This is a genomic window from Coprococcus sp. BIOML-A2 (assembly GCF_009875795.1).
Taxonomy (GTDB): Bacteria; Bacillota; Clostridia; order Lachnospirales; family Lachnospiraceae; genus Coprococcus; species Coprococcus aceti.
In genome coordinates, this window is record NZ_WWSI01000010.1 from 17,938 (window position 1) to 40,387 (window position 22,450).

The 22,450-nt window shown below is 45.6% G+C and carries 19 protein-coding genes, 6 tRNA genes and 1 rRNA gene; 4 read left to right on the top strand and 22 right to left on the bottom strand.

The window, feature by feature from the left end:
* Positions 1-37: 37 nt before the first annotated feature.
* The 5 genes from GT575_RS14305 to GT575_RS14325 all read right to left on the bottom strand — a co-directional run bounded on the left by GT575_RS14305 (position 38) and on the right by GT575_RS14325 (position 5,046).
* Entirely contained in the window at positions 38-1,687 is a 1,650-nt protein-coding gene (locus GT575_RS14305; protein WP_161172267.1) for an amidohydrolase, read from the bottom strand.
* Positions 1,688-1,788: 101 nt separating this feature from the next.
* Positions 1,789-2,619 carry an ABC transporter permease gene (locus GT575_RS14310; RefSeq protein WP_161172268.1) on the bottom strand — a complete coding sequence of 277 codons (831 nt, stop codon included), beginning with the start codon at positions 2,617-2,619 and terminating at the stop codon, positions 1,789-1,791.
* Between the two features lie 12 nt (positions 2,620-2,631).
* Positions 2,632-3,498 carry an ABC transporter permease gene (locus GT575_RS14315; protein WP_161172269.1) on the bottom strand — a complete coding sequence of 289 codons (867 nt, stop codon included), beginning with the start codon at positions 3,496-3,498 and terminating at the stop codon, positions 2,632-2,634.
* Positions 3,499-3,557: 59 nt separating this feature from the next.
* A complete protein-coding gene (locus GT575_RS14320) occupies positions 3,558-4,673 on the bottom strand; it encodes an ABC transporter ATP-binding protein (RefSeq protein WP_161172270.1) in 1,116 nt (371 codons plus the stop codon).
* 34 nt (positions 4,674-4,707) lie between these two features.
* Entirely contained in the window at positions 4,708-5,046 is a 339-nt protein-coding gene (locus GT575_RS14325; RefSeq protein ID WP_015533492.1) for a P-II family nitrogen regulator, read from the bottom strand.
* A gap of 485 nt (positions 5,047-5,531) precedes the next feature.
* Between GT575_RS14325 and GT575_RS14330 the strand changes: the two genes are divergently transcribed.
* The 3 genes from GT575_RS14330 (at position 5,532) to GT575_RS14340 (ending at position 7,583) form a co-directional block, all read left to right on the top strand.
* Complete coding sequence (locus tag GT575_RS14330; protein WP_161172271.1) at positions 5,532-5,945, top strand: hypothetical protein; 414 nt, start codon at positions 5,532-5,534, stop codon at positions 5,943-5,945.
* A gap of 15 nt (positions 5,946-5,960) precedes the next feature.
* The gene (locus GT575_RS14335) at positions 5,961-6,338 is read left to right on the top strand and encodes a hypothetical protein (RefSeq protein WP_161172272.1); all 378 of its coding nucleotides are present in this window, start codon (positions 5,961-5,963) and stop codon (positions 6,336-6,338) included.
* A gap of 246 nt (positions 6,339-6,584) precedes the next feature.
* The gene (locus GT575_RS14340; protein ID WP_161172273.1) at positions 6,585-7,583 is read left to right on the top strand and encodes a coiled-coil domain-containing protein; all 999 of its coding nucleotides are present in this window, start codon (positions 6,585-6,587) and stop codon (positions 7,581-7,583) included.
* Positions 7,584-7,630: 47 nt separating this feature from the next.
* Here the strand turns inward: GT575_RS14340 and GT575_RS14345 are convergent, their stop codons facing one another.
* From GT575_RS14345 to GT575_RS14370, 6 genes are all read right to left on the bottom strand, one after another.
* Positions 7,631-8,776 (bottom strand): tyramine oxidase subunit B, encoded by a 1,146-nt coding sequence (locus tag GT575_RS14345; protein ID WP_161172274.1) that lies wholly within the window; start codon positions 8,774-8,776, stop codon positions 7,631-7,633.
* Between the two features lie 108 nt (positions 8,777-8,884).
* Positions 8,885-10,063, bottom strand: a complete 1,179-nt coding sequence (locus GT575_RS14350; protein WP_161172275.1) for an iron-containing alcohol dehydrogenase — start codon at positions 10,061-10,063, stop codon at positions 8,885-8,887.
* Between the two features lie 117 nt (positions 10,064-10,180).
* Positions 10,181-11,320, bottom strand: coding sequence for an NAD(P)/FAD-dependent oxidoreductase (locus GT575_RS14355; protein ID WP_161172276.1), 1,140 nt, complete (start codon positions 11,318-11,320; stop codon positions 10,181-10,183).
* Positions 11,313-11,645 carry a (2Fe-2S)-binding protein gene (locus GT575_RS14360; RefSeq protein WP_015533496.1) on the bottom strand — a complete coding sequence of 111 codons (333 nt, stop codon included), beginning with the start codon at positions 11,643-11,645 and terminating at the stop codon, positions 11,313-11,315. The genes GT575_RS14355 and GT575_RS14360 overlap by 8 nt, the downstream gene beginning before the upstream one ends.
* The gene (locus GT575_RS14365; RefSeq protein ID WP_192935000.1) at positions 11,642-13,219 is read right to left on the bottom strand and encodes an FAD-dependent oxidoreductase; all 1,578 of its coding nucleotides are present in this window, start codon (positions 13,217-13,219) and stop codon (positions 11,642-11,644) included. The genes GT575_RS14360 and GT575_RS14365 overlap by 4 nt, the downstream gene beginning before the upstream one ends.
* A 12-nt stretch (positions 13,220-13,231) precedes the next feature.
* Positions 13,232-13,549, bottom strand: a complete 318-nt coding sequence (locus GT575_RS14370) for a (2Fe-2S)-binding protein (RefSeq protein ID WP_044997770.1) — start codon at positions 13,547-13,549, stop codon at positions 13,232-13,234.
* A gap of 222 nt (positions 13,550-13,771) precedes the next feature.
* Between GT575_RS14370 and GT575_RS14375 the strand changes: the two genes are divergently transcribed.
* Positions 13,772-14,599, top strand: a complete 828-nt coding sequence (locus GT575_RS14375) for a MerR family transcriptional regulator (protein ID WP_161172277.1) — start codon at positions 13,772-13,774, stop codon at positions 14,597-14,599.
* Between the two features lie 39 nt (positions 14,600-14,638).
* Here GT575_RS14375 and GT575_RS14380 read toward each other — a convergent pair whose 3' ends face one another.
* From GT575_RS14380 to GT575_RS14430, 11 genes are all read right to left on the bottom strand, one after another.
* Positions 14,639-16,822: a TerD family protein gene (locus tag GT575_RS14380; RefSeq protein ID WP_161172278.1), complete on the bottom strand. Its 2,184-nt coding sequence runs from the start codon at positions 16,820-16,822 to the stop codon at positions 14,639-14,641.
* Positions 16,823-16,999: 177 nt separating this feature from the next.
* Positions 17,000-18,151 carry an RtcB family protein gene (locus GT575_RS14385; RefSeq protein WP_161172279.1) on the bottom strand — a complete coding sequence of 384 codons (1,152 nt, stop codon included), beginning with the start codon at positions 18,149-18,151 and terminating at the stop codon, positions 17,000-17,002.
* Positions 18,152-18,447: 296 nt separating this feature from the next.
* Complete coding sequence (locus tag GT575_RS14390; protein ID WP_055224621.1) at positions 18,448-19,785, bottom strand: uracil-xanthine permease family protein; 1,338 nt, start codon at positions 19,783-19,785, stop codon at positions 18,448-18,450.
* Between the two features lie 96 nt (positions 19,786-19,881).
* Entirely contained in the window at positions 19,882-21,261 is a 1,380-nt protein-coding gene (locus GT575_RS14395) for an amidohydrolase family protein (protein ID WP_161172280.1), read from the bottom strand.
* Positions 21,262-21,664: 403 nt separating this feature from the next.
* Positions 21,665-21,750, bottom strand: a tRNA-Leu gene (locus tag GT575_RS14400).
* Positions 21,751-21,780: 30 nt separating this feature from the next.
* Positions 21,781-21,853: transfer RNA gene (locus GT575_RS14405), tRNA-Val, on the bottom strand.
* Positions 21,854-21,884: 31 nt separating this feature from the next.
* Positions 21,885-21,958, bottom strand: a tRNA-Asp gene (locus GT575_RS14410).
* 30 nt (positions 21,959-21,988) lie between these two features.
* Positions 21,989-22,062 (bottom strand) — tRNA-Ile (locus GT575_RS14415).
* Between the two features lie 9 nt (positions 22,063-22,071).
* Positions 22,072-22,144 (bottom strand) — tRNA-Val (locus GT575_RS14420).
* A gap of 31 nt (positions 22,145-22,175) precedes the next feature.
* Positions 22,176-22,249, bottom strand: a tRNA-Asp gene (locus GT575_RS14425).
* A gap of 75 nt (positions 22,250-22,324) precedes the next feature.
* Positions 22,325-22,450 (bottom strand): 23S ribosomal RNA (locus GT575_RS14430); the annotation flags it as partial.

Genomic DNA, 22,450 nt, shown 5'->3' on the forward strand with positions numbered 1-22,450 from the left:
TCCTCCTTTTATTGAACACCAGTCTGGTTGTTTATTCTTACGCCCAGACTTTCTCACCACATATATAAGTGGCTGTAACCTGTGTCTTGTAGATGTCTTCCTTCGGGATAGTAAGGACATCCGAATCCAGCAATACGAAGTCGGCATCCTTGCCTGCTTCAAGGGATCCCTTTGTCTTCTCAAGCCTGTTCTGGTATGCTCCGCCATATGTGAGGACCTGAAGACCATCCTCAACACTTATCGTCTCGCCGGCACCCATCTCTTCCATCTCCGGATGTCCGGGCTGTTTTCTGTTCACCATGAGATGAAGTGCATCCATAGTTCTCGGTGGAACCGTTACAGGGAAGTCGCTGGCACAGCTTGTGACGATTCCAGCATCTGTGATGGATCTCATATAGTATTCCTTGGAGGCTCTTTCTTCTCCGAGAAATGGCTTCTCCAAAGTGTCATAATACACGCTGTTCCTGAAGTGCCAGTATGGATTGGTGACCGCTACCACACCAAGGCTCTTCATCCTGTCCACATGCTCCGGCACCATGACCTGAAGATGTGTTATGGCATTTCTGTAATCCCTGTCTGTTTCTGTCTGTCCGTACTCATATGCATTCAGCACCTCGTCTATCGCAGCATCGCCGATCGCGTGTGCATGTACATCGTATCCCGCATCAAGAGCACGTTTCACCGCCGCATTTGTCCTCTCCTGGCTGAGCATCGGCTCACCCTTATCTCCTGGGGCATCCGCGTAATCATCTCTGAGAAAAGCTGTATGACCTTCCACTACTCCATCTGCAAATATCTTTAACGTGTTCACCTGTATCTTAGGAACATACCGGAACTTCTCATGATACTTTGCAAGTTCAGCAAACACATAGTCCTCATCATCAACAGGCTCTAGCGTGTAACCTACCCTGAATGTCACCTTTAGTTTTCCCTCGCTGTTAAGCTTTGCATATCCGGCAAATCTTCTGTCATAGTTCTGTTTCTTGTCAAACATTGGCTCAAATGCTATTGTGACGCCATTTGACAAGGCTATATCCTGATAACATTCTATGGCATGTGCAAAGTTGTCAGCAGTCATCTCAGGCAGCACCGCACTGAACAGATTGCCCGCCATCTCCTTGAACCATCCCGTTGGTCTGCTTGTTCCCGGATACCTCACTATCACACCATTGGGAACCTCAGCGGTAGTTTCATCAATCCCGACAAGTTCCATAGCTTTGCTGTTCACCCAATATGAGTGGTGATCCTCACTTATCATGACCATCGGCACATCCGTCGATATGTCATCCAGTATGTCAGCGGTCGGTCCCAAGGATCCAAATACTCCATTTTCAAAACCGGAACCGCTCACAACCTTCTCGTCAGGGTGGCTCGCCATATAATCTTTTATCGCCGTCACATAATCGTCTATGCTCTCCTTATTTGCAAGGCTGACACCATACACTATCTCAGTGGTGCTTGATATGTGTGCATGTCCCTCTGTCATTCCCGGTATCACAAGTCCTTTGTCATGTTCTATAACCTGAGTATTTTCGCCTGCATAGCGTTCTGCACCGGCTCTGTCACCCACGTATATGATCTTTCCATCGGCGACCGCCATAGCCTGCGCCAGACTGCGTTTGCTGTCCGCCGTATAGATTTTTCCATACACTATAAGGTCTGCTGTCATCTTTGTCGTTTCATCCATTTGTTACGCCTCCTTGCCATATATGTCTTCGGAACATATTCTGTATTCCCGAATTACTGCGCATCTATCTTACGGAATTACTGTGCATCTATCTTACGGAATTACTGTGCATCTATCTTGCGGATGTCTCTTATCTCTCTGCGCTTTGATATAAACCTTCCAAGTGCCCCCGCAAGGAGGTAGATCACAACTATTCCGACTATCATCAAAGTTGATATGACATATACATTTGTAGTGATCTTGCCTCTGACCATTCCGTATACCTTGATAGGGAACGTGATATCCCCGGCTCCGGATACGAAGTAGCTGATTATTACATCATCTATCGAGAGAGTTATGGATAGCAGCGCTCCGGATATGATTCCAGGTGTCAGCATCGGGATGGTGACACGCTCTAACGTATGCCACTGATTTGCCCCGAGATCCATGGCAGCCTCCTCTATAGAGCTGTCAAAATTCGCAATTCGTGATCTCAGTGTGATGATGACAAATGGCAGACAGAATGTAACGTGTGCGAACACCATGGTCGCAAATCCCATGGTCATGCCCATCTTGGAAAACGATGCCAGTGAGGCAAGACCTATAACCAGCTCCGGGATGACTATCGGCACGTACAGAAGTCCGTTGATAAACTTCTTGAGCTTGAACTCGTACCTGTAAAGTCCTATGGTTGCCAGAGTTCCTAGAACCACCGATATGACCATGGACACTAACGCCAGCTCTATGGACAGCCAGAAGTTCTTCAGAAGTGAGTCCCCCTGGAACACCTCCAGATACCACTTGAGTGTGAATCCGTCAAACACCATATTTGTATTGTTCTTGTTGAACGAGAACAGGATGATGACAAATACCGGCATGTACAGGAACAGATATACAAGTGCCATGAATATGATCGATCCCGCGCCCATCTTCTTCTTTTCTTTTCGCTTCATATCCATCCCTCCTTATGCCAGATCATCCAGATCTCCAACCCTGCTGTACGCCTTCAGCACAACCAGAGTGAAGATGATCAGAAGTACCGAGAACGCTGCGCCCAGTGGCCAGTTACGTGCCACAAGGAACTGGTTCTGTATCAGATTGCCAAGATATGCCGCGCTGCCGCCGCCCATGACATCCGATATGAAGAATGCTCCAAGGCTCGGTATGAATACCTGTATCGTTCCTGCAAATATTCCCGGGAGCGTCATCGGGAGTATGACTCTGATAAATGTTTTTATCTTTCTTGCCCCCAGATCGTATGACGCCTCAACCAGCGAATGATCGAGCTTTGATATGCTGCTTGTAAGCGGCAGTACCATAAATGGGAAGAAGGTATACACCATTCCGAAGAGGACTGCCCCCTCCGAGTACATCATCTGTATCGGCTGGTCTATGATTCCTATCTTCATCAACAATGTATTTACAAAGCCGCTGTCTCTCAGTATATTTGACCATCCATTCAGTCTGATGAGACCATTTACCCAGAATGGCAGCATGATGAGAAGTGTGAGCATTCCGCGTATCTTGTCCGGCACCTTGCACAGCATATAAGCAAATGGATAAGATATGATGAGGCATATCACGCTTGTCTCAAATGCCATGACAACCGACTTCCACATGACCGTCAGATACAGCGGATCAAATATCTTCTTATAACTGTCAATTGAGAACTTGCCGACAACTCCGCCATATGCACCCTTCGTCATAAAACTTATGACCACAACATATATAAGTGGGATGAGAAGGAAAAACAACAGCCACAGGGATGTTGGACCAACCATACATAATATCGGCAGAGTGTTCTTTTTCTCCTTTTTCTTTTTTTCTTTCATAGCAAAGCCTCCTTGCATAGCCGAAACTAAATCCGGTTATCATTACACGCAGATATTTCTTATTTAAGAACTGCATCCTCTATGGCGTCGTACATCTTATTCTCCTTGGTGTGTATGACAACCGCCTTGTCCGGCTCCCAGTACACTGACACTGCCGTGCCATCAGGATATACCGTGGCATCAGGATGATTGTTGACCTTGACTTCCTTGCCATTTGGCAGTTCCACTATAGTCTTAAGGACCGAACCAACATAGATCTGATCCTTGACGATTCCTTTCAGTGTAAATCCATCCACCGGCTTGTCTGACAGATGCGTATTTTCGGGACGTACCGATATGTACACGATCTCTTCCTTAACAAATCCCTCGCCCTTCGCTCTGACCTTTCCATTCTCCATCGTAAGCCCAAGATCAGTGCCTTCTATGGTGTCCACATTTGCCTCAAATATATTGGACTCTCCTATGAAGCTTGCAACAAATTTGGTCTGTGGATTCTCGTATATCTCTTTTGCCGTACCGATCTGCTCGAAGTGTCCCTGATGCATGACAGCTATCCTGTCGCTCATGGTAAGCGCCTCCTCCTGATCATGGGTTACATACACAAATGTGATTCCCAGCTTCTTCTGCAGCCTCTTGAGCTCCACCTGCATCTGCTTTCTGAGTTTCAGATCAAGTGCTCCGAGTGGCTCATCAAGAAGCAGTACCTTCGGTGAGTTTACCAGTGCCCTGGCAATTGCAACTCTCTGTTTCTGTCCACCTGACATCTGCGATGGCTTTCTCTTCTCAAATCCATGGAGCTGTACCAGATCCAGCATTTCCAGAACCTTTTTCTTTATCTCCTTCTTGTCCATCTTCTTCTCAACAAGGCCAAATGCTATGTTGTCAAAGACTGTCATGTGAGGGAAAAGAGCGTAACTCTGAAACACCGTGTTAACATCCCTGTTGTACGGCGCCAGCTCTGTGACATCCTTATCTTCTATGTATACATTTCCCTCCGTGGGTGTTTCAAAACCTGCAATGATACGAAGTGTGGTCGTCTTGCCACAGCCTGATGAACCAAGCAATGTCAGGAACTCTCCCTCGTATATGTCAAGGCTGATGGGCTTCAGCACCTGATTGTCGCCAAATGACTTTGTTATGTTTTTAAGCTGTACTATTGCTTTTCTCTCTTCCATCAGCAACTCACCTCACTCTTTTCTAAAGTAGTAATCAAAGTATTGATTCTCCGTGTTCTCCTGTCCTTATCCTCATGACATCGTCAACATTTGTTATAAATATCTTTCCATCTCCAACCTGACCGGTGGAGAGTTTCTCACATATCTCTGTGAGTATGTCATCCAGATCCTCGTCAAGTATCACGGTCATGACGTAGAGCTTTGGCAGGAGATTGATCTCCATCCCAAGCTTCTTGAATTCTTCGCTGTAGCCCTTCTGGTGTCCGCAGCCCATGGCCGACATGACGGTGAGTCCGCTGTATTCATTCTTGCTGAGTATCTTCTTGAGTGGTTCAAGCTTCTCCGGTCTGATGATAAGTTCTATCTTCTTCATATCCATTCCTCCTTACAAATAAAAAAGAGAGCAGCGGAGTCATATTCCTATGAGCTCCTTTGCTCTCTTCCATGTGTTCTTGCTTTTAATTTTCACTCATTGTAGAGTCTGGTATAATACCAAGGTCAATGTTTTTTGCCAATTCTTTAATTGTTTATTTTATTCAGAGTATACGGTTTATTTTGGCAACCGTACCGGTCCATCACTTTATTTTATTAAGTGCAAATGTCTCATCTTGGGCTTCGCTGCTGATGCATCTCTGTCCTCTTTGCCATGACAGGTCTCTCACCGCTATGAAATCTCCATAGCATTTCGTAAGATGTTCTACTGTAATCATAAATTTAGCTTTGTGATTTTTCTGTTACAAAAGTATGGAATATTGGTTGATTTTTCCTTTTCTGCTATTGACATTTTTCTGTCTGCCACAATATATTTGAAATGTATGGAGTTATATAACGTTTTTGAAAAGGGAGGTTACAATTATTATGAACAAGCATTTAAAACATCTGCTGCTCACCATGTGCATCTTCGTATTCGGATTTGCCCTGACGGGATGTGGAGTAGCCACAACCACAAGCGTGAAGATCTCATCTGCTACAAAGGCGAGCTGTACTGTTTCTATTGGGTTTGATGATGAAATGATTGAATCTATGGCACGCTTATCTAACACAACAAAACAAGCTATAATAAAAGATGCAAAAAAATCTGGACTTAAATACTCCAAAAAGAGAATAAATGGTACTATTTATCATATGTTTATCTCAACTATAAAAAACTCAAGTTTTAAAGATATCGAAGACAATCTTAATAGTACCTCTGGATTTTCAAACGTATGCATAAGCAAAAATTATTTCTTTGCCACTTTTAACCCTTCTGCCTTAACTGTATCAACATCCTGATTATCTGACGAAGCTATGGATTTATCATCCTTCTACTTAAATATGAAGATAACCTTCAAGTCCAAGGTCAACTTCACAAACGGCACAGTATCCAAAGACGGTAAAACCGTATCATGGATCATCAAAGATGCAGACAAGGCAACAAGGCTCTGCGCTTCCACAACCAAGGTGAACAAAACCGCCAGAAGCAAGTCCGTCGTAAATGGCAAGACTTACAAACCTGGCAAGAAACTTACAGTATCTAATCCTAAGAGTCTTGCGAAAATGAAGCTGGACGGTAAGGCTGTAAAACCGGGCAAGGCTGTTCTTAAGAAGGGAACACACAAGCTCATCATCTGGTCCAAGAACGGCAAGGTACAGAGAGTAACTTTCAGAATAAAACAATCTGATTAACTTACACTAACATTTTTCATTAAAAAGCTTTCGGCTGGTCATATTACAGTCGAAAGCTTTTCGTTTCGATGCCATCAAAAATCGATGTTTAAATCTGTAAATTACTATACAATTTGGAGAATGACCCCTAAAAAAGCCCCAAAATTCGCTTTATTGAGGAATGTTTGCCATTTTATTGACTTTATCTGAAGATTGATTTAATGTATGCCTACCAGCTGGAATACAAATTTTATTGGAGGACTCTATTTGAAAAATACAAAACAGGGAAATTACCGTGGTGATACCTACACCACTAAGAAATCTGCTGACCAGATATTCGACCATGCATTTAAGAAAATGCTGACTTTATCATCCAAAGCTGTAACCAACATGATAAACGGTCTTTTTGGCACGGATCACAATCCGTCCACTACCACCATAACCTATCACTGGACTGAACACCAGGCTGATGGAACTCTAAAAACCACACTTGCGGATTCAATACTCATTCTCAATGACAAATATGCCTACCACATGGAAGCACAGATCACAGAAGATAACGAAATAGTTTTCAGGGTATTCTCCTATGGCTACGGCTATGCTGATGTAAACAAGGAAATACATACGACAGAATTTGACAACAAACCTGTTTACACCTTACACTTTCCCGAACCACGAATCATTTATCTTGGTGATGTATCATCGTCTGTTCCTGATGAACTACAGCTTAAACTTGATTTTCAGAACAACTCCCCATATATTTACTCTGTACCAACCGTAAAGCTGGCTCAGTTGAGTGCCCAGGAACTCAACGACCGCAAGATGATAATCCTTATTCCTTTTCATCTCCTCAAGTTGAGAAAACTTATGAACAGAAAAAACGGTCCAGATAAAACCACTATCAATTCGTTGAAAAATCTAGTTGAGACTGATATACTTCAAAGTATAGAAATCAATCAGCAGTTAGGTAATATCACGCCTTCTGATGCACATCAGTTGATATCGCTGACGAAAAAGTTATATACCTATCTGTATGATGCTTATACTGAGACAGAGGAGGTCTGGAATATGATTGATCAGTCTTTAGAACTCGAATCCGATGCACTGATTCTTAAGATGGAAGCTATGGAAAATACCATCAAGGACATGGATGTAAAAATGGCTGATAAGCTTGCTGAGATTGCCGACAAGAACGCTGAAATCGCCGACAAGGATGCTGAGATTGAACGTCTCAAGGCAGAATTAGCTAAGCTTCAGACCAGATAACATGACAGCAGCCAGGATATTTACATATCCGGCTGCTGTTTTCTTCTTTATCTCATATATGGCGCATCCCACAGCTTAAGCTTTGTTCCGATGCCTTCCCTCAGAGCTCTCTGGTAGCACTCATAGCCCCAGCCTACATCAAGGATCGGCATGCCGCCAAGGCTCACGAGAAAGATCTCGTCATCACTCGTTCGTCCCGGCTCGAGGCCACGCATTATGTTTCCCAGATGTCTGATCTCACTCTTCTCTATCCAGCCATCCGTCACCATATTTACAAAGTGTATTCCTGGTGTTCCAAGTGATATCCTGTTGCCATCCTCGTCCCACTCCTGATACACATTTACATATTCCTCATACATCTGTATGTTGTCTACAACCTTCGTCACGTGGTCCCTGACAAACTCCAGATCCATATCCATGGTTCCAGATGATATGATCGTGCATCCAGGCTTCACCCATGCCGGATCTATGACAGGCCATTTTCTCGGTTCAACAGATACCGCCTCCGCTATGATATCTGCATCCCTCACGGCCTCCTCCAGAGTATCGCAGATGATTATCTCCTTGAGACTCTTATAGTTCTCCCTGGCGTAATCCGCCAGTTCATGGGCGGTGTGCGAAGTCTTTGAGCTGCCCTTGATCTTCAGCTCCTCCAGGTCCGGGAACTTTGCCATGATAGCCATGAGGCTTGTCCTTCCTATGACTCCTGCGCCAAGGGTAGTCAGTACCCTGCTATCCTTTCTTGCAAGATACATGGCAGTAAGCCCGGGCATCGCTCCGGTTCTCATGGCACTCAGGAGATTGGCTGACATGTACGCAAGCGGCTGTCCTGTCTCCACGTCATTCAGTGTCGCCATGAGTATGGATCTCGGCAGTCCCTTGTGCGAATTTCTGCCATTTGAGCCATACCACTTCTCACCGCACATATGAAATCTTCCTCCAAGATATGCCGGCATCGCCATGAATCTCCTGTCCGCCGAGTCCGCCAGAGGAAAATTCGGAATGTCCGACTTCTCCGGGAATATGAGCTGTACACCGTGGTCGTTATGCGCTCTGCCGCCCATGAGATAGTCTCCCTCGCTGAGGAGTGTTATGACCTCTCCTATGGTATCTACAGCTCTGTCCGCATCTAGTACGCCCGCCTTTATCATGTCCTCTTCATTCAGAAATAAGAATTCAACCTTGCTGTCCATACTGCCACCTCCTGCTGTAATTCCTGTCATCCACAAAATATCTGATCTTTGTTAGCCATTACCACAGTCCAACTGTATATATATCAAATCATGCATTTTGCGATGTTGTTACTTTACGTTTTTAAAGCATCTTCTATAAATCTCCACTACATCAGACTTCGTCAGAGGCACCCTGCAATGCTCAAGGTCCTCTGATGCCGCCTTCTCAGCCATCTCGTCAAAGTCCTTCTCATAAGGCACGCCCAGCTCGCCGAGATCCGAGGTCAGACCCATATCCTCATATAACTTCTGTGTCTTTGATATTGCTTCTCGGGCTATATCATAAGGATCCTTTGTCCTGTCTATATCCCACACATTCACTCCGTAATTTACCAGAACCGGAAGGCTCTTCTCGTTAAGAATGTAATCCATCAGAACCGGCGTGATGATCGCAAGTCCGTGTCCATGTGTTATATCATAGTAAGCACTCAGCTGATGCTCTATGGAGTGCGCCGGCCATGGGCCATCCTTGCCACACGCTATGAATCCGTTTATCGCCCACTCAGATGCCCAGAGGATATTTGCTCTGGCGTCATAGTTGTCCGGCTCTGAGACTGCCACCGGACCGTACTTTATAAGGGTTTTAAGAAGAGCCTCCATCATGCGGTCCTGCATGTATGTGTCTCCGTTATCTGCAAAATAAACCTCAAATATATGGTTCATGATATCCGCCACACCTGCTGCCGTCTGGTATGCAGGAACGGAAAATGTATACTCAGGGTCAAGTATCGCATAAGCAGGATAGAGCAGATCGGATGCGATATCCTTCTTCTGCTTTGTCTCCTCATTTGTGATAACTGCAAATGGATCCATCTCAGAACCCGTCGCAGCCATAGTCGCGACAGCTATGATCGGCATAGCATTCTCTATCTTCTCCGGGTGTCCGACCAGATCCCATGGATCACCGTCATAGCACGCTCCGGCTGCTATAGCTTTGGAACAGTCTATTGTACTGCCGCCTCCCACAGGAAGTATCACCTTCACATCATGATCCAGACACATCTGCACACCTTTCTTCACCGTTGTGAGTCTCGGGTTGGGTTCCACACCAGAAAGCTCAATGTGGGAAATGTGACTACAGTCAAGTAACTCGATTATCCTGTCGTACAGCCCTGTCCTCTTTATACTTCCGCCTCCGTACACCAGCAGAACACTGTCTCCGTATTCGCTGATGTACCCTGGCAGATCATCAATGGCGCCCTTGCCAAATGATACCTTTGTCGGAATATTATAAAAAAAATTCTCCATGTTATATCTCTCCTTTAGCTTATTGTTATTATTGATACTTTTGCTCTGTGGAGTACCTATTATATTGCTCAACAGAATTGCTTCATCAATAATATACGCCTTTGATCCATATGCTGTCTACCTGACAGCCTTGAATCTGTCATACCGTAGAGATGATATATCCACCACAGTCTTCTCGCCGAGCACCATCTGTGAGAGCATCAGTCCAACAGCCGGTGCCGTTCCAAATCCATGCCCTGTAAATCCACATGCCAGTATAAGTCCCGGCACCTCGTCGACCTCGCTTATGACTGGAACACCATCATAGCAGAGATCAAGCCATCCGCCCCAGGTCCTTACGATCTTGGCATCAGCCAGCATCGGTATGTATCCCATGATCGCCCTGCATCCGGCAGATACGGTAAGCGGTGAAGTCCTGAGCTCATCAAGTCCCATATCCGTTGTCTCCTCAAGTCCCGAATCTGAGCCAAATACAAATGATCCGTGCTGTGACTGATGTCCGTAAAAGTCAGCGGATGCAACACCAAGCATGATGTCGAACATGTGCGGCTGCACCTCCGTAACCAATGCCTCCTCAAAATACTTTGTCATCGGCACATCTATTCCAACTGTCCTTGCGATGAATCTGCTCTCATATCCGGCAGCCAGGATAACCTTGTCCGCCTCGAACACCTCACCTGATTCCAATATGACCTTTCTGAGTTTTCCCTTTACTTTCTCAAGTGCAACAACCTTTGCGTCAGTAAAGAAATTTACCCCAAGCTCCGTTGCCCTCTTGTAGTACGCCAGAGTCGTCAGCATAGGATTTGCATGTCCATCTGTAGGACACCAGCTGGCGCCGATTATCTCGTCAGAGAGGTATGGGCATATCTCCTTCACCTCTTTGCCATCTATGATCTTCATATCAAGTCCGAGAGAGTTAGCATTTGCCGCAAGATCCCTGAGCTTTTCCATATGGGCATCAGTCTTGCCAAGTCTAAGGTTGCCCTTCTGATAGTATTCCACGTCAACTCCAAGCTCCTCGGAAAGTGTCGGCCACATATTCTGCACTGCATACATAGCGTATGGCAGCTCCCTGACATCTCTTCCCGACTGTCTGACTCCGCCTCCGTTTCGCGAGGAGCCTCCGTGTCCTATGCTCGGACTACCCTCTAGCACTATTACATCCTTCATTCCTGCTTTTGCCAGATAGTATGCCGCAGCACATCCATTTACACCGCCGCCGATGATTATAACCTCTGCTGTATGTTTACTCATGAGCCTCACCTCCATCTCTCGCAAGTATCCGCATCTCTGTAGGTCTCATAGGTGCCCTTGACGTGGCAGGCTCTATGTCAAGAGGTGACACATGAAGTTCCCTTGCCACAATGCCCTTCACCAGCTTGCCACAAGTCTGTCCCTGACACAATCCCATCCCACACCGGAGGAATCTTCTTATCTCTTCTATCGTCAGCATTCCCGCATGGACTGCCTGCCTTATCTCGCCCTTTGTGACCTCCTCACACCTGCACACCAGCATGTCGTCATCCGGTGCCGGAACATAAGGTCCTATGGCGTCAAGTTTTTCTCTGATATCTATCATAACCGCACCTCCTTGAAAAATCTTGCCTTCATCACCATGTTCTTCGGCACTTTCATGGTCAGCAGATTGGTATGGTCAAATGCTTTTGCGCTTCTGACACTTACGACCTCCGCCTCGCACACCTCATGGCCATCACGGCCAAGTGCCACGCCCTTTGTTCCTTTCTCTGGAATAGGCAGGAACTCATATGGTAATGTCACCGTTCCATAGCCATCCCCGGTGTCCTCGTCCACCAGGAATATGGCCTGTCCTGAACAGCTTGCAACGCACATGCCACATCCTATACATGGATTTTCCGTCACTGTCGGAAGAGAGGTTATATTTGCCCCTATGCTTATGCACCCCTTTGGACACGCATCCTGGCACGGGTTGCACGGGATGTTCTGGGTGCACTCTATAACCGGATGTATTCCCTTCCTGTGAGTCACTCCCGGATATCTCTCTATCTCGTCATCTGCCACAAAGCCGTGCTCCAGCAGATTCATCGATACATCTATGCCTTCCTCTGTTTTCTCGATCAGCTTGCCCCTGTTCTTCGGTGCAAACATTCCCTCACGGAGGCTTCCAAGTGCATCCTCAAGCTCCGATGCACGTGCTTCCATCTCTGATTTATCTATAAACCCGAGATCCTGCGATATGACAGATCCCGCTATCCTGCCCTCGATCATGGCTGAGCTTGCCTCCTCGATTCCGGACACATCGCCGGCTGCAAATATTCCCGGCACTGAGGTTCTGCCCCATTCGTCACACTCAGGAACGTATCCCCCCGGAGTATCCTTCATCTTTACGCCCGCCTGCTTTAAAAGCTGTGACATAGGTGAAAGTCCAACGGCAACGCATATCGTATCAACGTCAAATGTCTTTTCGGTTCCCTCTATGAAATTAAAATGGCTGTCTACCTGTGCGATCGTCACTCCTGTTACCCTGTCCGTTCCACTCGCTTCAACGATCGTATGTGACAGGTAAAATGGAACTCCACATCTCGATATCTTCGCAGCGTGTACTCCGTATCCTCCAATCCTCGGTGCTGCATCAACTAAAGCCACGACCTCACACCCTGCCTGCATGAGCTGATAGCTGACGACAAGTCCTACATTTCCTGAACCGAGCATCAATATCCTGTTACCCGGCTTTATGTGATGAAGATTCATCATAGTCTGGGCGGCACCTGCGCCGATGACTCCCGGAAGTGTCCAGCCTTTGAAGGTAACCATGTTCTCACTGGCTCCTGTCGCCACAAGCACACTGTCGCCCTTGAAATGCTTTATCTCATCACCAATCCTGACTGTCACTTCTTTCTCGTCATAGAGACCCACAACTGTTGCATTAAGCCTTACATCCACACCCAGTTTATTTGCCTCCTCAAGAAGTTCGTAACCTATGTTGAATCCTCTTATCTTCGCCTTGTGTTCCTTTGAACCGAAGAACTTGTGTATCTGCTTGAAGAGCTGACCGCCCGGCTTTGCATTCTCATCAAATACTATCGGCTTCATTCCGTTCTTCGCAGCCTCTATCGCAGCTGAAAGTCCTGCCGGACCTGCACCTATCACTATCAGATCATATCTCTCTATCATAGCGGTCACCTCCTAAAAATCCTTCTCTGCCGACGCACCATACTGCGTTCTCACGTCCATTCCCTCTTCCAGAGGAGTGATGCACGTTCTTATATTTGGCTTGCCATTTACGACCATGACACAGTCCGTACACCTCCCTATGGCACAGAACACCCCCCGCGGCTCATGTCTCTTCTTGGTGTATCTGTGTGTCATGACGCCCGCCACTCTGAGCGCCGCCGCGATCGGCTCGCCCTCTATTCCCTGAAGTGTCTGTCCATCATATGTAAAATTCACCAGTCTGCCCTCCGGGGTGTCCCCCAGTATCGGGTGAGTTAATATCCTATCCATAACCATTCCTCCTTTTTGTGTGTTCAATTAACTTGGTGAAATGGTAAACCCTTGTATCATGCCAGAGTCAATGCACTTGATTTGTTTTTGCAAATTTCGGAAGATGTGAAGATTTCTCCATATGTCAGCTTAATTTTATTAAGTATTTTTATAGAAAATAGAATTTGATTAGGTGGTGTGTTACGATACAGTTATATGAGATCAGGAATTGGAGATTATATTATGAAGAAAAAGGATACTTTCAAGATTGGGGAATTGTCTAAGCTGTTTGATATCGGCGTGGATTCTATCAGATATTATGAGAAGGTTGGGATACTGCACCCTGTGAGAAATGATGAGAACAATTACAGAATGTACACCATAGATGACGTGCGCCGTCTTGCACTTATCCGTGAACTTCTGGGACTCAGTTTCTCTACTGACCAGATACGTGAATATGACGAGGACAGAAATGTCGATAGTACGACATCCCTGCTCAGAGCCGAGCTTGATGTGGTCGACTCTGAGATTGCCAAGCACAGAGCCACAAGGGACAGCATCCAAAACCGCCTTGACACCATCACATCCCTTTGCAGCCCGGATATACAGGATGAATTTGAGACTATTGTGATAAAAGAGCTTCCAGACCGGAAGTGCGTCATGGTCACTGACGACAATCTTCCTGATGATTATGTCTCCTATTATGTGGTCAAATACATGCAGAGCCACAACACCAGGATTGACACAATAGGTGCCTGCGACTGCTATACCCTTGACATCCCCGGGAGCAATCCGAAGTCCAAGTATTACCGTACAAAGAACGTATTCTTCTTCGCACCATACCTTGAGAACGCCGATTGCAATTATGTACTTCAAGCAGGAAGATATCTCTCCATGACATACAAGGGCGCCCTGACCAAGACAAAGGAACTGCTGCCACAACTCTATACATACGCACAGGATCATCAGCTTGAGATTGCCAGTGACCCTGTTGAAATGTGTCATATAGATGATTATGAGACCAACGATGACAGTGAGTACATAATTGAGCTGCAGCTCATGATAAAATAACCATTTTGCCGCAGCTCATTCTGTTCTCTAAAAATGTAATTACAGATACTCACTCATGAACAGCTCCGTGTCGTATGGGGTTATCACCATTTTATCACGCTCATTCTCCACTGTGTCATTATTCAGATACAACGCAGTGTCAAACACAATGTCAGCGTCCTCCCTGTTGTCCACCAGCACTCCTCTGCCCATGACATTGAGTGCGATAAGATCATAGAGATGCGGCTTCTTCACATTAACCATGGAATAGCATACCGCTGTGACTCCTGAAAGATTGCTCTCCAGATTATTACCACCGGTATTCATGTGTACTCCACTGAGCGACATATTCATATCACACCAGATAAACTCCCGCTTAACACAGTCAAATATTACAGGGATGCACACCATGCTGCCCGCCGTTAGATCCAGCTTCTGCTCCACCATCTTTGGCTCATATATCTCGCCCGAATTCACATCAGCTCTCTCCATCCATCCAAACATTGCGTGAGGCATGTCCGCATAAGTCTGGCCTGTATAACTGTACACCTGGTACACCACATATCTTGCACCATATCTCACAACGGAATCTACGTCCACATCAAGAAACTCACTGACACCATCACCATCCACAGGACCGCCATTTACAATGTCCCCCGAATGACATGCCTTATACTTCTCAGATTTCAGATTGGTATATGACACATGCTCCATGTAGTTCCAGTTCTCGTCAAATATAGCCGCCGACAGGTCTATGTCGACTCTTCCATCGTCATACGACTCCAAATCACATTTGTCCATATTCGTCCACCATATAAATGCCCTCACAGCATTTGTCTGCGAAGCCATAGGGAGTCTCGAGCCTCTGACTATAGTCTTAAACGCCTTGCTGGCACTTCTCTGGCTGAATGGAACCACATAATTCCTGTAATCATCAGACAGATACACCTTGCCCATAGGCTCCCTCTGTCCATAGATCTTCACAAGGGCATTTTCGCAGATCCGAACAACTTCCTGACAGTACCTCTCATCTATATCTGGCAGATCGTTTCGCTCGCTGTGGCACTTTGCAAGGCTCCCCTTTGGGAAGAACACTCTCACATCTGCATGCTCAGATCTGTGCAGAAAGTGCTCTCTCACCTGAAGCAGTACTGGTGTTGACACCTTCTCCGCCACAGACGCAAAGCTTCTTATAACAGGCTCTTTATATGTCTCTCTGAGCAGCTGATCCAGTCTCCTTGCCAGTTCACCCGGTCTCTTCACCAGCTCGGCAAGCGCACTTTCATACTCACCATAGGCAAGGTCAAACTCAATCTTTCCTGCAAATGTCTCTATTTTTCTGTTATTTCTCAGCTTGTCAAATGCATTTATCGCCCTGTCATACTCCAGAGTGTATCTGCTGCAGTCAAACTCAGAAGGATGGATCCTCTCCCCAATTCTGATCCATCTCTCCTTATATCTGAGCATATCCTCCTCTATATTCGGACAGCCAGACAGAAGCTCCATGATCATCCTTCTCTGTCTGCGTGAAAAGCTTCTGTATCTAGTATTCTCCGCAAGACTCACATCACCATCACTCATGGCAGTCACAAGTCTCAGCACATCCGTTGCAGTCTTTACATACTTCCTGAGCTCACTGACATTTGCCAGAGGCTTCTTCTGCAGATAGAGCGCGGCGATGTATGCAGCATTCTCCTTGTGTGGTATGTTATCAGGCAGCTTCATATTATCAGTCTCGAATAAATATGCTATATCCTCCCTGTCAGTTCTTGATATGGATGTTCTCGACGTACAGATATTGTCAAATATCTGTCTCACATCAGCCTCACTTCCAAGCTGCAGAACTTTGACCTTCGTCTCGTCAAAAAGTGGCAGTCTGTCATTTACACGCTTTCTGTGATTCTTTGGATACAGGATACCATCCGACCAGTAATGCACCATCGCATTTATATACAACTCAGAAAAATGTGCATCCATAACGCCCTTAGGGAAATCGGCATACATAGGCATATACACAACATTTGCACCTTTCAGCTTCATAAGCGTAGCTTTGAGTTCAAAGTAAAAATCTGACAGTTCGTTGACACTGTATGTTCTGAGAACGTCAAATACCTCCCTGGAAAATGTATATCCAAGTTCTTCGATGTTCTTCATAATGGCCGTTATGTAGCGATCATTTGCCACCCTTGCAGTACCAGTGCCAAGTATCACTTTGTTTTTACGCCTGAGCAATATCTCATTCATAACTTTTCTCCTTATTAATGAGGAAACCGGTGGCGGTATGCTTTTACATTTATCATCCCAATTAAGAAGGAACCACCACCATAGCCTCTTATGATCCTGTATTCAGGGCCTCAATAACTTATGAACCCAATATATCAAACCATAATCGTCAAATCAATGAACCTGTAGTTCACAAAACTACCTGCCCGCCTTGAAGTTATATACCGGACGTATCACCTTATCTATCCTCACCGTCTCGCCGATGGCCTGCTGTATGTCATCTAATCCCCTGTATGCAAATGGCGCCTCGTCCAGAGTGTCCGCACCCACGCATGAGGTGTAGATCCCTTTCATCGCCTTCCTGAACTGCGATACGGTAAATGACTCCTTTACATTTTCCCGGCTCATGATCCTGCCTGCGCCGTGTGGTGCTGACTGATTCCACTCATCATTTCCAAGCCCGGTTCCAAGTATCACACCATCCCTCATGTTGACCGGTATGATCACTCTTTCTCCAGAAGCCGCAGATATTGCACCCTTTCTGATGATCGGCAGACCACAGTATGATGTCTCCGCAGACTCCACGTAATTGTGTATGCAGCTGTATTCATCCAGTATCTTCCACTTCATATTCCGCACGATCTCCTGACATATGACCCGCCTGTTCAGCTCTGCAAATGCCTGAACTATCTGAATATCATCAAGATACTCCTGCATCAGCCCACCATCCAGATATGTAAGTTCATATGGTACATCGATCCCTCTGTCTGCAAGTCTTCTACGTCCTTCAGCCAGATAGTGATCAGTCACCTCCTTGCCAAGATGTCTGCTTCCCGAATGAATTATCAGATACGCCTGTCCCTCATCATCCACATCCACCTCTATGAAGTGGTTGCCACCACCAAGGGTGCCTATACTTCTAAGAGCTTTATCCTCCTGTATATGCCTGCAACAATGAAGTGCCTCAAGATCCATGGTCTCCGCCATGTGATGGACTCCAGTCCTTATATCATACCCTGATGGGACTTTGTCTCTTATAACGGTGTCAAGTCTCTGCCAGTCCTTTATCCTGCCCTTTACATTTGCCAGCAGCATCCCGCATCCCAGATCCTGTCCCACCACACTTGGCATAATAGCCCTGCCAACAGTCTGGGTGTAACCGATGGTTCCGACAACGCCCGGATGCACATCCGGCATAACGGCGATCCTGCAGCCTTCCGTCACCGGATTATCGCAAAGTGCCTGAATCTGCGCCACCGCGTAGTCCTCTATCGCCGCATCACCATCTGTCAGGAACAAATGTGCCACTGAATATTTGCCTGTTATTTGTCTTATTATATCTTCTTTCATATTGCTCCTTTTATCTCCCATATAATGCCTTTTATACACGATGATTGACACTAATATTACCACTCGTCAGTCACTCTACTATATACCATACCCATATTATGATATTTACCTCTGTCATTTACATTCTCCCTGTGGTGTAAAATGAACACTGCGGTCACATTCTTTGCTAGTTTTCGAGTTATCACAATCATTATCAAATCCTGTTCAATACAGGCTTCATCTTCCCGCTGCATAAAATAAAAACGAGACGACCAAAGTCGTCTCGTAAATGTCTAATTATATATAGAATTACAAATTCATCCCTCAAGCGCGACCTTTACAGCCTTTTTCTTTCTGGGAAGACAGAGCTGAAGCACCACCGCTATGGTTGCACCAACTGCAGTTCCTGATGACATGAAGTAGTTCAGGAACTGAGGCATTGCATTCACCACATCTGTAGGAATGACTATAGTTGCCACAGCTGCCACGACTGAGATTCCCACGATAAGTGACGATCTCTCATCAAGTGGCTCACTCTGTATGATCTTAATTCCATTTGATATGAGCAGGATACATACAACCGCAAATACACCATTTACGACAGGTGTCGGTATACATGATATGACGGTCATAAGCTTTGGACATACACCGAGTACCATGAGGATCATACCACCTGCAATGATAGCCATGCGGCTTCCAACCTTTGTGATGGCAAGCACGCCGGCATTTGAAGAATAACCTGTCATTGGAGTTCCGCCGAACAGTGAACCAACAAGACATCCAACACCTTCACCTATGGTAGCACGATCTATTCTCTTATCGCTGAGATCCTCACCTGTGATGGCGCTGATCGTCACCCATGTTCCTGTTGTATCGAGGAGCACGATAAGGTAAATGAACATCATGAGTATACAGGACTTAATCTCAAACTTTGGAAGTCCAAAGTGGAAAAACTCAGGCAGCTTGAACCATGCTGCATCGTGTACTGAACTAAAGTCCGCAGCTCCCATCGCTGCTGCAACCACTGTTCCAGCAACCAGTGCAAGTATTACGGATACCATGTGAAGTATCCTGTTATGCTTAAGCTTGTACTGGAGTATCATACATACGATGAGCACTCCTGCAGCAGTAAGCCCTGATGCTACATTTGCACTTAAGTTTCCATCTGAGCTTGCTATTCCCTTGGCCGCTGTAGGTGTCAGCGATATTCCAACTATAAGTATGATGATACCACCGATAAATGGAGGTATTGCCTTTCTAACGAATTTCGAGAAGCCCTTAAATATACCCAGCAATACGATCATGATTGCTCCGGGTATCAGACTTCCTATCATTGCACTGACTCCCATGGTCGCGCCTATCGTACACATAGCTCCAAGCGGTACATACGATGGTCCCTGTATGATAGGGTACTTCATGAAGAATCCCGCCTGCAATATAGTTGCAATTCCACATGCAAAGAAACTCATCTGAAGGAAAAATGATAACTCTCCTCCGACAAGTCCTATCGCCGCTCCAAGTATCAGCGGCATGATATACAGATCCATTGACAACACGTGCTGCATTCCGAGAAATGCCGCTTTGCCACAGCTTATCTTTTCATTTACGCCAACTATTAACTGGCTGTCATTTTCTATTATCTTCTTATCTTCCATATGAATGCGCCTCCCTATCTTATATTTGTTTCAATACAGATTTTTCAAATATATTTATTATGGTCTGATGGTCCTCTTTGTTTATCCTCATCCATCTTATTTATCTGCAATCTGCTTTTTCAGAACCACAAGCTCGCTGTTTATCTCATCGATCAGGCTTCTCTCATCTATTCCACATGTGAACTTTCCGCCCTGATATACAACCTTTCCATTTACTATCGTTGTGTCAATATTCTCCTCGGATGACGCATATACGACCGTCGCCTTTGCATCATGCATAGGTGCCGACTTCAGATGATTAGGGTCAAATATTATAACATCAGCATTCTTGCCAGACTCCAATGTTCCCAGCTTGTCAGCCATTCCTATAGCCTTTGCACCGCCTGCCGTTGCCATGTGTATGATATCGTCTGCACTGATGACCGCTGCATCTCTGTGTATTCCCTTCTGTATGAGAGCTGCCAGCTTCATACTCTCCAGCATGTCCGTACTATTGTTGGATGCCGCACCATCCGTTCCTATAGATACATTTACCCCTGTAGCAAGGCTTTCAGGAATAGGTGGTATTCCTGAACCAAGATAAAGGTTAGGTGCAGGATTGTGGCTTATCGACACTCCATATTTTGCAAATCTCTCTATGTCATGAGGTGTGAGGTTTACGCAGTGGACTGCCAGGAATTTGTCTGTTAGGAAACCTATCTCCTCAAGCAAGTCTACTATATCCTTGCCGTAATATCTTCCACACATCTCATTGTCGACCTCAGTCTCCTTAATATGCATTGAATATCTCACGTTCTCGCTGAGACAATACTCAAGCATCTCCTGATAGCCTTCCTTCGTGGTCGACCATGTAACATCCGGGCCGGTCCAGATCGAAAGCATGTCATTTTCTTTATATGCTTTCTTCAGAGCATCCACTTCCTTCATGGCCTTGCCAGCAGGCTCAAGAAAGCACTTCGGCATTCCGTATTCCTCTCCGGTATCCTGAAATGTTCTGATAAATACACTACGGATACCCGTTGATACCATTCCCTCTATACAGGAATGAGCCAGTTCAGGATCCTGATTGGTGTAGAAGAACTCACTCATGGTCGTACATCCACTCTTTATTGCCTCCATACATGCAAGCTGTGCTGCCAGCTCATGCTGATGTGGTGTCATGTACTGTCCATATGGGAGTGCTGAAAGATTCAACCAATCTATCAATCTGTGATCAGCTCCAAGACCTTTCAGGAAAGACTGGAATATATGTATATGTGTATCTATAAATCCCGGAAATACCACCTTGCCCTCGGCATCTATCACACGTCCGGCGCCCTCACATTCCTGAAGCTCCTCCGGTGTCAGCTCATTCATTTCCTTTATCAGAGTTATCTTCTCTCCCTCTATTCCTATGATTCCCTTCGCATACACTTTTCTGTCCTCATCCATTGTGTGTATCTGCGCATTTTTGATTATCAGATCATAACTCTTCATAGCTCATTCCTCCTGACTTTGAATATCCACTAAAAAAGGAGTCTTTCCCCGGCAGTATGTGTTAAAATGTTCCACACAAACTACTTTTGAAAAGACTCCTTTGTCCTGTTCTAAATCTTCTGAATTACATTTTCATTTTCCGCGGTATAAACAAAAAAAGAACCATACAGCTATCTGTTTTGGTGTTAAGGAAAACAGATAAAACTTTTGGTTCCTGATGGCTCGTATCTTAGCACTATCCCGTCAAATGGTCAATACTCATAACCTCTCTTGTTATATTTTTATTTTTTTTAAGGACTTTACCTTAATATCTTATGTTTATGCCATTTTTGCTTAATATTTTAAGGTAAAGAAAAAAGCCTGAACCCCTTGATTTTCCTTAGGTTTCAGGCTTTTAATTTAATGCCGGCGACCGGAATCGAACCGGTACGGGAGATTAGTCCCGCAGGATTTTAAGTCCTGTGCGTCTGCCAGTTCCGCCACGCCGGCATTCTGCACCTTATTAAAAGGTTTAGAAAATGGGACCTATAGGGCTCGAACCTATGACCCTCTGCTTGTAAGGCAGATGCTCTCCCAGCTGAGCTAAGATCCCATTGTTAAAAAGTATTCTGTTATGAATACAGCGACCCGGATGGGGTTCGAACCCACGACCTCCGCCGTGACAGGGCGGCGCTCTAACCAGCTGAGCCACCAGGCCATATTCATTGTTTCTTATTATTAGTAAGAGTGGACGTTCGGGGACTCGAACCCAGGACCGATCGGTTATGAGCCGATTGCTCTAACCAACTGAGCTAAACGTCCTCATTTAAGTGGGACCTATAGGGCTCGAACCTATGACCCTCTGCTTGTAAGGCAGATGCTCTCCCAGCTGAGCTAAGATCCCATTCATAAAAAGTATTCTATTGTGAATACAGCGACCCGGATGGGGTTCGAACCCACGACCTCCGCCGTGACAGGGCGGCGCTCTAACCAGCTGAGCCACCAGGCCATATTCAAAGGTATGTACCTTCAGAATTTCACACAGAAAGAGGTATCTTCTAAAGCTTATCTCTTAGAAACCTCTAAGGATAAGTCCTCGACCTATTAGTACTTCTCAGCTGAGTGCGTTACCGCACTTACACCTGAAGCCTATCAACCTTGTAGTCTTCAAGGGGTCTTACTCCGAAGATGGGATATCTTATCTTGAGGG

Excerpts from the sequence above, each read along its gene's own strand:
- GT575_RS14305 (WP_161172267.1), bottom strand. The coding sequence starts at position 1,687 with ATGGATGAAACGACAAAGATGACAGCAGACCTTATAGTGTATGGAAAA.
- GT575_RS14310 (WP_161172268.1), bottom strand. The coding sequence starts at position 2,619 with ATGAAGCGAAAAGAAAAGAAGAAGATGGGCGCGGGATCGATCATATTC.
- GT575_RS14315 (WP_161172269.1), bottom strand. The coding sequence starts at position 3,498 with ATGAAAGAAAAAAAGAAAAAGGAGAAAAAGAACACTCTGCCGATATTA.
- GT575_RS14320 (WP_161172270.1), bottom strand. The coding sequence starts at position 4,673 with ATGGAAGAGAGAAAAGCAATAGTACAGCTTAAAAACATAACAAAGTCA.
- GT575_RS14325 (WP_015533492.1), bottom strand. The coding sequence starts at position 5,046 with ATGAAGAAGATAGAACTTATCATCAGACCGGAGAAGCTTGAACCACTC.
- GT575_RS14330 (WP_161172271.1), top strand. The coding sequence starts at position 5,532 with ATGAACAAGCATTTAAAACATCTGCTGCTCACCATGTGCATCTTCGTA.
- GT575_RS14335 (WP_161172272.1), top strand. The coding sequence starts at position 5,961 with ATGGATTTATCATCCTTCTACTTAAATATGAAGATAACCTTCAAGTCC.
- GT575_RS14345 (WP_161172274.1), bottom strand. The coding sequence starts at position 8,776 with ATGGACAGCAAGGTTGAATTCTTATTTCTGAATGAAGAGGACATGATA.
- GT575_RS14350 (WP_161172275.1), bottom strand. The coding sequence starts at position 10,063 with ATGGAGAATTTTTTTTATAATATTCCGACAAAGGTATCATTTGGCAAG.
- GT575_RS14355 (WP_161172276.1), bottom strand. The coding sequence starts at position 11,320 with ATGAGTAAACATACAGCAGAGGTTATAATCATCGGCGGCGGTGTAAAT.
- GT575_RS14360 (WP_015533496.1), bottom strand. The coding sequence starts at position 11,645 with ATGATAGATATCAGAGAAAAACTTGACGCCATAGGACCTTATGTTCCG.
- GT575_RS14365 (WP_192935000.1), bottom strand. The coding sequence starts at position 13,219 with ATGATAGAGAGATATGATCTGATAGTGATAGGTGCAGGTCCGGCAGGA.
- GT575_RS14370 (WP_044997770.1), bottom strand. The coding sequence starts at position 13,549 with ATGGATAGGATATTAACTCACCCGATACTGGGGGACACCCCGGAGGGC.
- GT575_RS14375 (WP_161172277.1), top strand. The coding sequence starts at position 13,772 with ATGAAGAAAAAGGATACTTTCAAGATTGGGGAATTGTCTAAGCTGTTT.
- GT575_RS14380 (WP_161172278.1), bottom strand. The coding sequence starts at position 16,822 with ATGAATGAGATATTGCTCAGGCGTAAAAACAAAGTGATACTTGGCACT.
- GT575_RS14385 (WP_161172279.1), bottom strand. The coding sequence starts at position 18,151 with ATGAAAGAAGATATAATAAGACAAATAACAGGCAAATATTCAGTGGCA.
- GT575_RS14390 (WP_055224621.1), bottom strand. The coding sequence starts at position 19,785 with ATGGAAGATAAGAAGATAATAGAAAATGACAGCCAGTTAATAGTTGGC.
- GT575_RS14395 (WP_161172280.1), bottom strand. The coding sequence starts at position 21,261 with ATGAAGAGTTATGATCTGATAATCAAAAATGCGCAGATACACACAATG.